Source organism: Methanocaldococcus lauensis, assembly GCF_902827225.1.
Lineage (GTDB): Archaea > AGJL01 > Methanococci > Methanococcales > Methanocaldococcaceae > Methanocaldococcus > Methanocaldococcus lauensis.
In genome coordinates this window covers 548,507-563,310 of record NZ_LR792632.1, presented here as the reverse complement: position 1 = coordinate 563,310, position 14,804 = coordinate 548,507, and the positions used below count along the sequence as shown (strand labels likewise).

The following is a 14,804-nucleotide window of genomic DNA, read 5'->3' as shown; positions in this document are numbered from 1 at the left end:
TTTTTTAATTATTTTAACATACTTATTTATATATACTATTTTAATTTAGTTAAAAATAATAAAAAACCAAATAAAAATAAAACAAGGTGAAAATTTTGATTACTATTCAAACTCCATCAAGGATTCATATGGGACTTATTGATTTAAATGGGTCTATTGGGAGAGTAGATGGTGGAATAGGGTTAGCGTTGGAAGAACCAAACATAAAAATTAAAGGAAAAGAATGCGATGAAATAATCATAGAGTTTGATAGAAAATTATTTAAAAAATTTAATTGTGAGTATATAAAAAATATTGAGGATAGAATTTATAATATATCAAATAAAGTTTTAAAAACTATCAATGAAGAGGGAATATATTTAAAAATTTTATCTTTATTTCCTTCTCACTCTGGTTTGGGCAGTGGAACACAGATATCTTTAGCAGTAGGTAAGTTAATAACTGAAATATATGGGAAAGATTTAAATGCTTATGAATTGGCTAAGATTACTGGAAGAGGAGGGACTTCTGGAATAGGTATAGGGGCATTTGAATATGGTGGATTTTTAATTGATGGAGGGCATAGCTTTGGTAAAGGTAAAGATAAGGAAGAATTTAAGCCTTCTTCAGCTTCAAAAGGAGTTAAGCCAGCACCAATAATATTTAGACACGATTTTGATTGGGAAGTTGTATTAATAATACCAAAGGGAGAACACATCTATGGAAAAAAAGAAGTAGATATATTTAAAAAATACTGCCCAGTACCTTTAAATGAAGTTGAAAAAATCTGCCATTTAGTTTTAATGAAGATGATGCCAGCGGTTGTTGAAAAAAACTTGGAAGATTTTGGAGATGTTGTTAATAAACTACAATATTTAGGATTCAAAAAAATTGAAGTAAATTTACAATCAGATATTGTTAAAGATTTAATTTTTGAATTACATAAAGAAAAAGATAATAATGTATATTCTGGTTTATCAAGTTTTGGACCTACTGTCTATACTCTTGGAGATAAAAAATTAATAGTTGAAAAAGCTAACGAAATTTTTGATAAGTATGGAATTTGTGGGGATATTATTATAACTAAGGCAAATAACAATGGATATAAAATTCAGTGATATTATGGTGTTTAAAAAATTTCTAAGTAAATTAATTTCTAAAGACAATTTAGATAAATGGATATTAAAAGCTGAAAAATATTTAGATGAAAGTAATTACCAAAAGGCAGTAGAATGTTACTTAAAGGCTATATCTGAAAATTATATGAGAGCAATAGATTGGGCTAATCTTGCCTATGCATACTTTAATTTAGAAGAATATGAAAAGGCTCTTGATGCAATAAATAAAGCTATTTCTTTGTCTCCTAAAAATTTAGAATTTATATATTTAAAAGGAATGATATTATATAAACTTAAAGATTATGATGGAGCATATAAATGTTTTATTGAAGCTTCAAGAAAAATTAAAAATAGTGATTTGTATGAACTATTGGGAGAACTTTCCTTAAAACTTAAGAAATATGAAGATGCTTTAAATTATTATTTAAAATCTTACAAACTAAATGAAAAGAAAATTGACGCATTGTACAATGCGGGAAAGTTATATTTGCTCTTTGGAGATATTGATAACGCATACGAATCTTTTAAAAAGATCTTAGAAAAAGAGCCAAATCACGAATGTAAAAGAATAGTGAAATTTATAGACGAACTTTTTGAAATTATAGATAAAAACATTTATGAAGATCTTATTAAGGCAGTTAATTTAATTGAAATTGGAAATTATATAAACGCATTGAAATTCTTAAATAAAATTATTTCAATAGATGAATCTAATGACTTTGCATATTACTATAAAAGTGTTATATCTGAAATTTTTGAAGAATATCATAAAGCCCTTGAGTATATAAAAAAGTCAATATCCTTATTTGAAAGAAGTATATTTTATGCTAAGTATGGAGACATTTTGAATAAAATCAATAGTTCAGAATCTGTAAATGCCTATAATAAATCCATAGAAATATATCCAAATCCTTATGCATACTTTGGTTTAAGTATTTACTACTATAAAAAAGGGGATTTCGAAAAATCAGCAGAATATTTTGATAAACTCTTAGAAATAACGACTTATGATGTTTCAGGAGATTGTGATAAGTTAATACTCTACTCCCTAATTGGAAAGGCAGAGACATCTAATAATTTAAAGTATTATGAAGAAGCTTTATCATACTTAGATAACTTAATTAACAAAAACTTGGACGATATTGAGTTATGGAAAATTAGAGGATATATCTATTTCAAGTTAAAAAATTACAAAATAGCCTATGACTCTTTTATGAATGTATTGAAAATAAATCCTAACGATATTGATGCAATAAAATCTATAATAGTTGTCTATGAAAAAGCAGGAAAATATGATGAGGCTATATCAATGGCTATGAAGCTAAAAAAATTATTAGATAACAAGGAAGAAGTTGATAAAATTATTAAAAAGTTGATGAATAAAGAGCCAACGAATTTAGACATATTTTCTCCTCTGTTAAATGTTCCAGTTATTTATTGTAAAATAGATAAGGTTCAATATCACTTTGCCACTCTCCATAAGTATATTAATATCAATCCTATATTAGCATACATTTATCTCTTTTTAATTGAAAACTTAAATATAATTGAAGAAATTTATGATGAAGATAAGTCAAAATCTATTAATAATCTTATTGAATATCTAAAAGAAAAATTGCCTGTTGAAATGTATAAGTATTGTGAATCTCCCGAAAATTATAAGCCAAATGATGAAATTATTAATACTTGCAAGAGAGAATTGGCAAAATTTGGTTTCATTTTTTAAATTAATTAATAAAAATTAAAATTTTAAAGGAGAGGGATATGAAGGTTATTGGGAAAACATCAACAAATTATTTTAAATTTGAGTCTTTAGAGAATGTAAGATTATGGGAGTATGTAATTACAAAAAATACTGATAATAAAGAGGTTTTAGGTATTGTAAAAAATGTTACTGCTGAAAACGGAAAGTATATTTGTGAAGCAAAAGTTATAGGAGTTTTGAGCGATAATAAAATACTTATGAATAGGTATCCAATTAAACCTGATGAAAATGTAAAATTTTGTGAAGATACGATTTTAAACAATATTTTTTATGTTAAAAATGGAATTAGTATTGGACATTTATTAACAAGGGAAAATGTTAGGGTTTATTTAGATACAAATTCTCTTGTTTCTCGTCATTTCGCTATTTTATCAGTTACTGGTGGAGGGAAATCTAATACAGTGTCAGTTTTATGTAGAGAGTTAGGAAAAAAGAATGCAAGTATAATTATCTTTGATACTCATGGAGAATACACTACCTTATATCACGAAGATTTAGAAGGAAAAGTTAAAGTGATTGTTCCTAAAATGAATCCCTCAATGTTATCTCCTGATGAACTTTCTGATTTGATAGGAATAGATAAAAATGATTTTGAAAAAAGAATTTATCTCGAATATGCTTACTACACAATAAAAAATGATTTTCCAAATATTGAGGGTTTAGAATTTATTGAAAAGTTAGAAAATTTATTGTATGAGTGGAGTAAGTCAGCAGAGGTAGGTTGGGATATAAAATATTACAATCCATTAATGAGAAAATATGAACGAAGAAAAGTGGGTGAGCAAGATTTTATTAATATTATTTCTTTATATAACATCGTCGGAAAATTTATGATAGATTTTTCATTGTATATTGGAGATAGAGATATTATAGAAGAATTTGATATTGGTAAAATAAATGTTGTTAATTTAAGTGGATTGGAAATACATCAAATGAGAACAATTGTAGGATACATAGCTAAACATATATTATCAAAGAGAACCCTTTATTTAAAATCATTAAAAGAGCGTAATATTCCAAATGAAAGAATTAGAATGACAGCTTTATCTAATTTAGAAATTATAGATAAACACTACAAAATTGTTAAAAAACCTGTATTGATTATCTTAGAGGAAGCTCACGTTTTTATACCAATCAATGAAAAAACAGAATCAAGTTTATGGTTAGGAAAAATAGCAAAAGAGGGTAGAAAGTTTGGAGTAGGGTTGGGATTAATTAGTCAAAGACCTAAAGAATTAGATCCAAATATTTTATCACAAACAAACACTAAAATAATTTTAAGAATAATTGAGCCAGAAGACCAAAAATACATTCAGAGAGCTTCTGAAGAATTAGGGGAAGATTTAGCAAAAGATTTAGCATCTTTGTGTATTGGTGAGGCACTTATAGTAGGAACCGCAATAAATTTGCCATCAGTTGTTAAAATAGATAAATTTGATGGTATATATGGAGGAAAGGATATAGATATAGTTGGGGAGTGGATGAATATAAGTGATGAGTGGTAAGTAGAGGGGATAATTATGGAAAATATTGAGAAAATAATTAAAAATTTAAATTTAAAGTTTAGAAATATAGATGGAGAGAAGTTAATTATTGCAATTACATGTGATGAAAATAAGAATGTATTGATGACTGCATTTATGAATGAGGAGGCATTAAAAGAGACATTAAAAACTGGTTATATGCACTACTACTCAACGAGTAGAAAAAAATTATGGAAAAAAGGTGAGGAAAGTGGAAATGTTCAAAAATTAAAGGAATTTTATAGAGATTGTGACGGAGATGCTTTGTTATTCATAGTAGAACAAAAAGGAGTGGCATGTCACGAAGGTTACTATTCATGCTTTCACTACAAATTAAAAGATGGCAAATTAACAATTTCTGAGGATTATTATAAATAATACTCTCAATGAGTGAAACTATGGACTTTGAAAAATTTAAAGAGAAAGAAATATCAAAAAAAGAGGCATTAGAATTATTTGAAGATAATGAAAACATTTTTGAATTATTTAAATTTGCTGATTCTTTGAGAAAAGAGGAAGTTGGAGATATAGTGACTTATGTAGTAAATAGGAATATAAATTTCACAAACATCTGCATTGGTAACTGTAAATTTTGTGCTTTTAGAGCCAATGAGAATGATAAACATGCTTATTTTTTAGACATAGATGAAATTGCTAAGAGATCTGTTGAAGCAAAAAAATTTGGATGCACTGAAGTTTGTATTCAAGGTGGCTTACATCCTAAGATAGATACTTATTATCAGGCAGAGATTTTAAAGGCAGTTCATGAGGCGACAAAACCTTATGGAGATATACATATACACGCATTTTCTCCCATGGAGGTTTATTTTGGAGCAGAAAATGCTGGATTAACTATTAAAGAGGCTTTAAAAATATTAAAAGAAAGTGGATTAAATTCAATGCCCGGAACTGCGGCAGAGATTTTAGATGATGAGATTAGGGAAGAACTGTGTCCTAACAAAATAAAGACAAGGGAATGGATATATATAATTAAGGAAGCTCATAAATTAGGAATTCCTACGACTTCTACAATTATGTATGGGCATATTGAAGAGTATAGACATATAGTTAATCATCTTTTTATAATTAAAGAGATTCAGGAAGAGACTAATGGTTTTACTGAATTTGTTCCACTTTCATTTATGTATAAAAATGCTCCAATTTATAGAGAGGGAAGAGCAAGAGCAGGAGCTACTGGAATTGAAGATTTAAAGATGTTTGCTATTAGTAGAATTGTTTTTAGAGGACTAATAAAAAATATTCAGGCATCTTGGGTTAAATTAGGAAAAAAAATGGTTCAAGTATCTTTAAGATGTGGGGCTAACGATGTAGGAGGAACACTTATTGAGGAGAATATATCAAGAAGTGCTGGGGCAGAGCATGGAGTTTATATGAGCGTTGAGGAAATTAAAGATATGATTAAAAGGGTTGGATTAACTCCTAAAGAAAGAACGACACTCTATAAATTATTGGAATAATTAAGGTGATGGAATTGAATGTAAAGAGGAGGTATTTTTTAAGTAAAAAGGATATAAAAAACTTAAAAAAAGAGTTAAATGAATTTTTTGAAAATTTGGATGATATTATTCCAAAAAAAAGTAAAGTGGAGGTAGTTATAACAGACAATTTTGACATTATATTGGTAGATAGAGAACCAATCGCCTTTAAAAAAGATAATAAGATTATTCCTACAATTAAGTTGTTGTTAAAATTTCTACCTAACAAAAATTTAGTTGTAGTTGATAAAGGGGCAATAAGATTTTTAATAAAAGGGGCAGATGTAATGGCTCCAGGAATTGTTGATTCTGATGAAAATATTAAAGAAGGAGATTTTGTATTTGTTGTTGATGAAGAACACAAAAAGCCAATATGTGTAGGTATTGCTCTAATGGATGGAAAAACAATGAAAGAATCTAAGGAAGGAAGAGCTGTTAAGAATCTTCACTATGTAGGAGATAAGATATGGAAATTTATGGGATAAAATGGATGATAAAAAGTATATATTGATACTATCAATTATTTTAATTATTACATCTATGTTAATTTATTTTTTGCATTTTTTAATATTTAGGGATATTGAACATTTATTGAGTTATTTTATACTTCATTTAGCCTTTGTGCCTATTGAAGTATTACTCGTAACAATAGTTATTGAGAGAATTTTAGAGCATAGAGACAAAATGAAAAAATTAAAAAAACTTAATATGCTTATAGGTGCATTTTTTAATACTGTTGGCGAAGATTTATTAAAAATTATCTTAAAAGCAGATAAAGGAAATATAAAAAGTTTTTTAAAAATAACAAATGAATGGGATAACAAATGGTATGAAAAAATGAAAAAACTCTTAAAAAATTATAAATACGAAATAGACATTGAAAAAATCAACTTATACGAACTAAAAAATCTATTAGATAAAAATAAAGAGTTCCTTTTAAGATTAATGGAAAATCCTCTATTGTTAGAACATGATGAGTTTTCAGAATTGTTATTAGCAGTTTTTCATTTAGCAGATGAATTGCATAAAAGAGAGGATTTAAACAACTTACCAAAAAGTGATTTAAACCACTTAAAAAATGATATTATTAGAGTTTATAAATTTTTAGTGATACAGTGGCTAAATTATGTGAAACATTTAAAAGATAATTATCCATATCTATACTCAATATATTTAAGGTCAAATCCTTTTAACGAAGGTTCAGTAATTGTAACAGAAAAGAATTAAATATTCATATTTATATATTTATTATCTACTATTTACTATTTAAAAAAGTATATATAGGTGTTTGAAAATTATTATGGGTTAATTAATTTAATTAATTAAAAAGGTGGCGGCAATGAATAAACCTGCAAAAAAGAAAGCAAATAAAATAATTCCAAACTTTGAATATGCAAGAAAATTAAGAGGGAAAAAAGTCAAGATATTCTTGAGAAACGGGGAAGTTTTAGATGCAAATGTTACAGGTATTTCGAACTATGAGATTATTGTAAAAGTAGGAGACAGAAACTTATTAATATTTAAGCACGCAATTGACTACATAGAATACTAAATTCCTACTTTTCACTATTTTATTTTTTACTTCTTTATTATTTTAGATTATATAAAATCAAAACACGAAAACTATTTTAGTAAGGTTATTTTATATTCATTTAATGATAAATTTTAATTGTCTTAATGTTATATCCTGCTACAACTTTATAATTATAGATTATAATTTAAGTAAAATATTTAAGTAAAATAAATAATAGGGGATAATAATGCCAAAAATGGTTTTACTTCCAAAAATGACAATGGCTTTGGGAGGATATATTAGAGAAACTACATTTCCTTATGATGACGAAGATATAAAGCCATTTCCATATAGAAATGTTATAGTAGGAAATCCTACCGATGAACCTATAAAAATAGAAGTTCCCGCTTACGATGAAGATTGGATTGAAAGGCATAGAAAGTTAGGATTAATTGTAGTTCCTGTTACAGAAAATGATGATTTTGTTGGATTATTCAAATTAGTTAAAGAGAAAGTAAAAAATTCAAATAAAAATACAAAAAGGGAATAAATTATGATAAAAGGTATATTATTTGATTTAGATGATACTCTATATAATTCTTCAGAATTTGTAGAAATTGCAAGAAGGGAGGCAGTTAAATCAATGATAGATGCTGGTTTAAATGTAAGTTTTGATGAGGCTATGAATATACTAAACAAAATTATTGAAGATAAGGGTTCAAACTATGGAAAGCACTTTGACGATTTAGTTAAGTCAATATTAGGAAGATATGACCCAAAAATAATAACTACTGGAATAATAACTTACCACAATGTTAAAGTGGCATTATTAAGACCTTATCCACATACTATAAAAACCTTGATAGAGCTTAAATCTATGGGTTTAAAGTTGGGGGTTATAACTGATGGACTAACTATAAAGCAGTGGGAAAAACTTATTAGATTAGGAATTCATATGTTTTTTGATGATGTTATTACATCAGAAGAGTTTGGCTTAGGAAAACCTCACTTAGAGTTTTTTAAATATGGTTTAAATAGGATGGGTTTAAAGCCTGAAGAAACAATATATGTTGGAGACAGAGTTGATAAAGATATAAAACCAGCAAAAGAGTTAGGAATGATAACAGTTAGGATATTAAAAGGTAAATATAAAGATATGAAAGATGAACATAGCGATTATAGAATAAACTCACTTCAAGAACTTGTAGATATTGTTAAAAAATTAAAAGTTAAAGATGTTAAAAAGAATTAGAATTTTAAAATTTTGGGGATAACAATGTTTAAGGAGTTTAAGGCATTGTTGTCATTTTTTACAAGGTTTCCTATTTATGTGGAAGATTTTGATTTTGAGAAAGTTGCGAGTTATTTTTACTTTATAGTTTTAATTGGATACATATTTGGAATTTTTAGTTTGTTTGTTGGTTACATTTTTAGTTTTTTCCTACCTAATCTTTTAACAGCTATTTTAATTTTGTTTTTTATAGAATATTTAAATGGTTTTCATCACATGGATGGTTTAATTGATTTTGGAGACGGATATATGGCTGTTGGAGATAAAAAAAAGAAGTTAATGGCTATGAAAGATAGATATATTGGATGTGGAGGAGTAGTTTTTGCAATATTTATCAATTTGATGGCTATATTTTCTATATCTTACATTTTAGAAATTAATATATTGTATTTACTTGTTGGAGAGGTTTGTGCAAAATTGGGAATGCTCAGTTGTTCAACTTTTGGAAATCCTTTAATTGAAGGAACTGGAAGATACTTTGTAAAAAAAAGTGATGAAAAATTTTTAACAGTTGGAATTATTTTATCCTTACCTTTAATACTTCTATTTGATGGAATTCATAGAAAAGTTGTTATAATTGCTATATTAGTTTCTATAATTACTGGCTTGTGTATGGCTAAAATAGCTAAAAAGCATTTTGGAGGAGTAAATGGAGATGTATTAGGAGCTTCAAATGAAATAACAAGGGTTGTTGTATTACTAATAATAATAGCATCAATTAAGGCTGTTTCCAACCCATAGTTTCATCGAGAATACCATTCTCTCTGCCATAGGCTCATTGGACTTCGGGCTGAACAGAGACAGCCCCATAAAAGGAATTTATAAGCATTTATAATAACAGCATTTATAATAACCTCGAAGGCTATGCCTCCTCATCAGATAATTAATAAATAATGGCTCTTGGGATTGTTATTGGAATAATATTAGAAATCGATTGTCTATATCTATTAATAAATAAAGTAATAAATAAAGTTAAGTTAATGTTTGATTTTTCAAATAGTAGTTATTGAGATTGTTATAATTTTATTATCTAATGCGTTATAATATTATTATATAACTCCTGTTTCTTCAGCCAATTTTTTTGCCTCTTCTCTATTTAATCCATCTCTTAATATAGTCCATCTATTTCTAATCTTGTGAGCTATAGTTAACGCCTCAATAATAATATCTTCATCAAAGCCCAACTCTTTAGATGTAGTGGGAGCATTAACTTTCTTTAGGGATTCTTTTATTTTTGTAGATAAACCAGATAATTTTTTATTCTCTTTTTCGTGTAAATAACTCATCATAATTGTTCCTACACCACACTGCTCTCCATGCAATGAATTTACATTTAAATTATATTTTTCCTTCAACATATCTAATGCATGTGAAAAGAGATGCTCACTACCAGACGCTGGACGAGAAGAGTTTGCTATAGCAATAGCTATCCCACTACCAACTAAGGCCTTTACAAGTTTATTTGTATACTCTGACAAATCAGAATTTAGAACATAGTTAATTAGTTCTTTTGCAATGGTTTTTGAAAATATAGCAGAACTTTCACTATATCTTTCTCCCTTTTCTTTATACGCTAATTTCCAATCTAAAACTGCAGTAATATTTGAAACTATATCCCCCATACCAGCACTTAATAATCTTTTTGGAGATTTTTTTATTATTTCAGTGTCGGCAATAATAGCAATTGGAGCTTCTACCATAAATGACGGCTTTTTTATAGATACTATAGGAGAGGCTATTCCATCATTTGAGGCAGTTGTTGGCACACTGATAAAGGGTACTCCTAATTTGTATGCTAAATATTTCCCAGTATCTATTGCCCTCCCTCCACCAACTCCTACTATGCAGTCATATTGAATATAATCTTGTTTTTTTATTGTTTGTGATAAAATTTTATCGTAGTATTCAATGTCATATGGAAATTTACAGTATTTTTTCGTATGTTTTCCAGTAATTACTAAAGGATTTTTTAAGTTAAGTTTTTTTAAAACATCTTTTAGTTTATTAATTGCTCCATCCTCAATAATTGTAAATCTTGGCGTTGTAATTATCATCGTTTCCCTCGTTTTTGAATATCTATGGCTCATTTATTATATATCCGATACCTTGCCCAAAACTAATTCCTCCATCTCCATTAGGAACTCTTTTGTGATATATGAAGTTGAGATTTTCTTTATTAGCATTATTTAATATTCTCTCAGTTATTATTTTATTATATGAAACTCCTCCAGTAATTCCTATTGTTTCTATTCCATACTTATCTGCTATTTTTTTTACTATATTGAACAAACCATCAGCTATATAGATATGGGCGTAGTGTGCTATTTTACTTAAAGAATCTCCATATATAAACATCTCATAGGCGTTATAGATTAGTTCTGTTGTATTAAGTATATTATTTTTTATTTTTGGCTCTACCTCAATATTACCTTTAAATTTATTAGCAATGGGCTCTAATCTTATACTTGGTTCTCCATCATATGTTTTAACAAAACAAACTCCTAACAATGAAGAAACTGCATCTAAAACTCTTCCAGTGGATGTTGTTAAAGGGCAGTTTATTTTTTTCTCAAGTTGAAATTTTAAAATATTTAGTTCTTTTTCTGAAAAGAAATTATATCTCTTTATAAAATTAAATGCTTCATCTCCTATTGCCTTATACAATATTGATAAGAGCATTCTCAATGGATACTTTGTTGCTAAGTCTCCTCCCAACTGATATTGCTCTTCCAAATGCCCAACTCTTTTTAATTTACCATCTTTAAATAGTAATATTTCTCCTCCCCAGATATTTCCATCTAATCCATATCCTACTCCATCCAAAGATAAGATAACGGCATCATCAAAATAGTTGTTATCTCCTAATAAACTATATGCGTGTGCAAAGTGATGTTGAACTCTAAAAATTTCAACTCCAAATTTTTCAGATAATTCTTCAGCCAATTTTGTAGAGTTATACTGAGGATGTAAATCACATACAATAACATCAATTTTCTTTGTGTTAGTTAATTTTAAAATGTTGTCTATTGCATCTTTTAAATAGCAAAATGTTTCATATTTAGAAGTGTTTCCTATATATTGAGTTAAATAAAACTTATTTCTTTTAACTATGCAGGCAGTTGAATTTAACTCAGGTCCAACGCATAGAATATTTTTATCATTATTTACATTAACCTCTATAGGTTCAGGAGCATATCCTCTTGACCTTCTTAAAAAGACAAATCTATTAGCTACTTTTTTGATAACACTGTCGTCACATCTATTAACTATCCTTCTATTGTGTAATAAAAAATAATCAGCAATGCCATCAAGTTTCTCTAAAATTTCATCATTATCTTTAACCATTGGTAATCCGGGCAGATTGGCAGAGGTCATAACATAAGCAATTTCTTTGTCAAATAAAAGATAATGCAATCCACTATATGGAAGCATAACACCAATTGTATCTAAGTTAGAAACATACTCTGAAAAATATTTATCATAATTCTGATTTTTTCTTAAAACCACTATAGGTCTACTTGGAGATAATAAAACTTCTTTCTCAGTCTCATCAACCTCAGCAAATAAATTTATGTATTCTATTTTACTCATAACAGCAAATGGTTGAGTTGGTCTATTCAACCTTTTTCTTAAATTTAGAACTGGTTCATCTTCGCTAACTTTACAGCATAGATGAGTTCCTCCAATTCCTTTTATAGCCAATATATTTCCTTCTTCCAATAACTTTACTGCCTCTTTAATAGCATCATCTTTTTCAGCTATAATATTTTTACCATCACTCAAAAAAACTTTTGGCCCACAAATTGGACAACAGGTAGCTTGAGCGTGAAATCTTCTATCTAATGGATTTTTATATTCTTTTAAACATCCTTCACATAGAGGAAAATCTCTCATTGAAGTATTTTCTCTATCATAAGGTAGTTTTTCAACAATAGTAAATCTTGGCCCACAATTTGTGCAGGCAATGAATGGATATCTGTATCTTCTATCATTTTTATCAAACAGTTCCTTTAAACATTCTTCACATATTGATACATCAGCAGGGATAGTTCCTTCTTCCTCAAAATTAGAGTTTTCACTTTCAATAATGTAAAAATCATTAAAATTTATAATATCATTACACTCTATAATTTCCAATGAATCAATTCTTGATAATGGGGGCTTTTTATTTTTTAAATCTTTAATAAAGTTATCAATATCCTCTTTTTTACCATCTAAATATATTTCTACATAGTTACCCATGTTTTTTACATAGCCTTTTAGATTATTTTTTTTAGCAATTCTATAAACAAAAGGTCTAAAACCTACACCCTGAACTATACCTTTAACTTTAATTTTTATTTTCATAATAAACACCGCATAAAATAAAAATAATTTAAAACAGAAATAATTTAGTGATATTTTTTTGCTTCCTTTATAATATATTCCAAGGCTTTAAAACCTTCATCTCTATGCCTTGCAAAAACAGCTATTGACATAACTCTATCTCCAATATTTAAAAATCCAGTATTGTGATATAACACAATGTCTATAACATCAAACTTATTTTTTGCCTCATTTACTATAACTTCTAATTTTTCAAAAATATTATTATCTATCTTCATACCTTTTGATGGAATTTTTTTACCATCTATTACATCATATTCTCTAACAAATCCATTAAATGATACAATACATCCAAATTTTCCTTTATACTTTTCAATATATTCTTCAACCATATTATTAAATTCTTCAAAGTAGTTAGTAATCATTTATAACACCAAAATTTATATTATGGCAGTTTAATCTCTCCTTTAGTACTTATTATCCCTTTTCTCTCATCAAACTTTGTGGCTAAATCTAAAGCAACACCAAACGCTTTAAATAATGCTTCAACTTTGTGATGCTCATTTTTTCCAATAACTTCATAGTGTATATTTAGCATTCCATAACTTGCAACTGACTCAAAGAAGTGATTTATATTCTCTAATGATAAATCTCCAATTTTTTCTCTTTCTGGTTTGTAACTTCCCACGCAATAACTTCTACCACTTAAATCAATAGAAACCATCGCTCTTGCATCATCCATAGGAATTATTGCCCATCCGAATCTGAAAATATTTTTCTTTTCAATTTGATTTAAAGCCAAACCTAAGCAAATTCCAACATCCTCAACTGTGTGATGGTCATCAATGTCTAAATCACCTCTTGCCTTAACAATTAAGTCAAAACATCCATGTTTTGCAAATGAGGAAAGTAGATGGTCAAAAAAAGGAATTCCAGTGTCTATTTTGTATTTTCCTACACCATCAATGTTTATTTTCAAATATACATTTGTCTCCTTTGTCTCTCTCATAACTTCAAAAACTCTCATACTTTCACCACATAATTTAAAAAATTGATGTTAAAAATAATTAAGTTTTATCCTAACCACTTACCTACAAACATTATGTGATCTTTTTCAAATGGCTCTATATCTACTTCATCGACTATTTTAAATCCATTACTTTCTAAAATTTCTTTTTGTTCTTTAAATATTTCCTTAGGGTCTTTTGTAACATCTATACTTCTGGCTTTTATTGCTATCATTCCATATCCTCCCTTCTTTAAAAACCATTTGGCGTTTTTTATTAAAATCTCTGCTTGGTTTGGTTGAGCAACATCCTCATAGATGACATCAACTTTCTCAACGATATTTGAATACTCCTGTGGCTTATTTGCATCTCCTAAAATTGGAATTAAGTTTATTCTATCTTTACATGAATCTAAAAATTCTCTCATAATTCTTGGAGCATACTCAACAGCGTAAATTATTCCTCTATCTGCAATGTCAGAGACATGAGAAGGAGTTGTTCCAGCAGATGCCCCTAAGTATAAAACCTTTGAATTCCTCTTAATAGGCATGACTTTTAAACCTTTAATTATCGCCGCACCTAACTTACTCTTATGAGGATTCCAAATTCTATACTCTTCATCATCAACTTTTACAATTTTTTCATCATAAACTTTTTTTCCTTTAACAATAGATTTTGTTCCAATTCTTTTTACACCATCTTCCAAATCAATTTCATAAACATTTTCAAAGATTTCTTTTATCTTAATGTCCATTTTATTCACCACAGTAAAAATTATATCATTAA

Annotated in this window: 16 protein-coding genes; 11 read left to right on the top strand and 5 right to left on the bottom strand. The window is 27.7% G+C overall.

All coding sequences use genetic code 11. The features are described 5' to 3' along the window. Positions 1-98: 98 nt before the first annotated feature. The 11 genes from KMP69_RS03205 (at position 99) to cobS (ending at position 9,426) form a co-directional block, all read left to right on the top strand. Positions 99-1,097 carry a beta-ribofuranosylaminobenzene 5'-phosphate synthase gene (locus KMP69_RS03205; protein WP_214400737.1) on the top strand — a complete coding sequence of 333 codons (999 nt, stop codon included), beginning with the start codon at positions 99-101 and terminating at the stop codon, positions 1,095-1,097. 4 nt (positions 1,098-1,101) lie between these two features. Beyond that, on the top strand, positions 1,102-2,823 hold the full coding sequence (locus KMP69_RS03200; protein WP_250543628.1) for a tetratricopeptide repeat protein: 1,722 nt from the start codon (positions 1,102-1,104) through the stop codon (positions 2,821-2,823). Positions 2,824-2,861: 38 nt separating this feature from the next. Continuing rightward, positions 2,862-4,367, top strand: a complete 1,506-nt coding sequence (locus KMP69_RS03195; protein WP_214400499.1) for an ATP-binding protein — start codon at positions 2,862-2,864, stop codon at positions 4,365-4,367. Positions 4,368-4,382: 15 nt separating this feature from the next. Beyond that, the gene (hisI, locus tag KMP69_RS03190; RefSeq protein ID WP_214400498.1) at positions 4,383-4,763 is read left to right on the top strand and encodes a phosphoribosyl-AMP cyclohydrolase; all 381 of its coding nucleotides are present in this window, start codon (positions 4,383-4,385) and stop codon (positions 4,761-4,763) included. A 20-nt stretch (positions 4,764-4,783) separates the two neighbouring features. Further along, positions 4,784-5,863: a 5-amino-6-(D-ribitylamino)uracil--L-tyrosine 4-hydroxyphenyl transferase CofH gene (gene cofH / locus KMP69_RS03185; RefSeq protein WP_214400497.1), complete on the top strand. Its 1,080-nt coding sequence runs from the start codon at positions 4,784-4,786 to the stop codon at positions 5,861-5,863. 14 nt (positions 5,864-5,877) lie between these two features. Then, the gene (locus KMP69_RS03180) at positions 5,878-6,366 is read left to right on the top strand and encodes an RNA-binding protein (RefSeq protein ID WP_214400496.1); all 489 of its coding nucleotides are present in this window, start codon (positions 5,878-5,880) and stop codon (positions 6,364-6,366) included. A 1-nt stretch (position 6,367) separates the two neighbouring features. Beyond that, positions 6,368-7,108, top strand: a complete 741-nt coding sequence (locus tag KMP69_RS03175; protein WP_214400495.1) for a hypothetical protein — start codon at positions 6,368-6,370, stop codon at positions 7,106-7,108. A gap of 112 nt (positions 7,109-7,220) precedes the next feature. Continuing rightward, complete coding sequence (locus KMP69_RS03170) at positions 7,221-7,433, top strand: RNA chaperone Hfq (RefSeq protein ID WP_214400494.1); 213 nt, start codon at positions 7,221-7,223, stop codon at positions 7,431-7,433. Positions 7,434-7,641: 208 nt separating this feature from the next. Next, positions 7,642-7,944, top strand: coding sequence for an energy-converting hydrogenase B subunit P (locus KMP69_RS03165; RefSeq protein ID WP_214400493.1), 303 nt, complete (start codon positions 7,642-7,644; stop codon positions 7,942-7,944). A 3-nt stretch (positions 7,945-7,947) separates the two neighbouring features. Beyond that, positions 7,948-8,646 (top strand): TIGR02253 family HAD-type hydrolase, encoded by a 699-nt coding sequence (locus KMP69_RS03160; protein WP_214400492.1) that lies wholly within the window; start codon positions 7,948-7,950, stop codon positions 8,644-8,646. Between the two features lie 24 nt (positions 8,647-8,670). Then, positions 8,671-9,426 (top strand): adenosylcobinamide-GDP ribazoletransferase, encoded by a 756-nt coding sequence (cobS, locus tag KMP69_RS03155; protein WP_214400491.1) that lies wholly within the window; start codon positions 8,671-8,673, stop codon positions 9,424-9,426. 308 nt (positions 9,427-9,734) lie between these two features. Here the strand turns inward: cobS and KMP69_RS03150 are convergent, their stop codons facing one another. Genes KMP69_RS03150 through KMP69_RS03130 form a run of 5 tightly spaced genes read right to left on the bottom strand, consistent with a single transcriptional unit; the run spans position 9,735 to position 14,772 of the window. Next, positions 9,735-10,739: a sn-glycerol-1-phosphate dehydrogenase gene (locus KMP69_RS03150; protein WP_214400490.1), complete on the bottom strand. Its 1,005-nt coding sequence runs from the start codon at positions 10,737-10,739 to the stop codon at positions 9,735-9,737. Positions 10,740-10,761: 22 nt separating this feature from the next. Beyond that, positions 10,762-13,032 (bottom strand): carbamoyltransferase HypF, encoded by a 2,271-nt coding sequence (hypF, locus tag KMP69_RS03145; protein WP_214400489.1) that lies wholly within the window; start codon positions 13,030-13,032, stop codon positions 10,762-10,764. Positions 13,033-13,076: 44 nt separating this feature from the next. Continuing rightward, positions 13,077-13,436: a molybdenum cofactor biosynthesis protein MoaE gene (locus KMP69_RS03140; protein WP_214400488.1), complete on the bottom strand. Its 360-nt coding sequence runs from the start codon at positions 13,434-13,436 to the stop codon at positions 13,077-13,079. Positions 13,437-13,456: 20 nt separating this feature from the next. Beyond that, on the bottom strand, positions 13,457-14,038 hold the full coding sequence (gene hisB, locus KMP69_RS03135) for an imidazoleglycerol-phosphate dehydratase HisB (protein ID WP_214400487.1): 582 nt from the start codon (positions 14,036-14,038) through the stop codon (positions 13,457-13,459). A 47-nt stretch (positions 14,039-14,085) separates the two neighbouring features. After that, entirely contained in the window at positions 14,086-14,772 is a 687-nt protein-coding gene (locus KMP69_RS03130; RefSeq protein ID WP_214400486.1) for a fibrillarin-like rRNA/tRNA 2'-O-methyltransferase, read from the bottom strand. Positions 14,773-14,804 lie beyond the last annotated feature (32 nt).

Coding starts and splice junctions, on each gene's coding strand:
- KMP69_RS03200 (WP_250543628.1), top strand. CDS start 1,102: ATGGTGTTTAAAAAATTTCTAAGTAAATTAATTTCTAAAGACAATTTA.
- KMP69_RS03195 (WP_214400499.1), top strand. CDS start 2,862: ATGAAGGTTATTGGGAAAACATCAACAAATTATTTTAAATTTGAGTCT.
- hisI (WP_214400498.1), top strand. CDS start 4,383: ATGGAAAATATTGAGAAAATAATTAAAAATTTAAATTTAAAGTTTAGA.
- cofH (WP_214400497.1), top strand. CDS start 4,784: ATGGACTTTGAAAAATTTAAAGAGAAAGAAATATCAAAAAAAGAGGCA.
- KMP69_RS03175 (WP_214400495.1), top strand. CDS start 6,368: ATGGATGATAAAAAGTATATATTGATACTATCAATTATTTTAATTATT.
- KMP69_RS03170 (WP_214400494.1), top strand. CDS start 7,221: ATGAATAAACCTGCAAAAAAGAAAGCAAATAAAATAATTCCAAACTTT.
- KMP69_RS03165 (WP_214400493.1), top strand. CDS start 7,642: ATGCCAAAAATGGTTTTACTTCCAAAAATGACAATGGCTTTGGGAGGA.
- KMP69_RS03160 (WP_214400492.1), top strand. CDS start 7,948: ATGATAAAAGGTATATTATTTGATTTAGATGATACTCTATATAATTCT.
- cobS (WP_214400491.1), top strand. CDS start 8,671: ATGTTTAAGGAGTTTAAGGCATTGTTGTCATTTTTTACAAGGTTTCCT.
- KMP69_RS03150 (WP_214400490.1), bottom strand. CDS start 10,739: ATGATAATTACAACGCCAAGATTTACAATTATTGAGGATGGAGCAATT.
- hypF (WP_214400489.1), bottom strand. CDS start 13,032: ATGAAAATAAAAATTAAAGTTAAAGGTATAGTTCAGGGTGTAGGTTTT.
- KMP69_RS03140 (WP_214400488.1), bottom strand. CDS start 13,436: ATGATTACTAACTACTTTGAAGAATTTAATAATATGGTTGAAGAATAT.
- hisB (WP_214400487.1), bottom strand. CDS start 14,038: ATGAGAGTTTTTGAAGTTATGAGAGAGACAAAGGAGACAAATGTATAT.
- KMP69_RS03130 (WP_214400486.1), bottom strand. CDS start 14,772: ATGGACATTAAGATAAAAGAAATCTTTGAAAATGTTTATGAAATTGAT.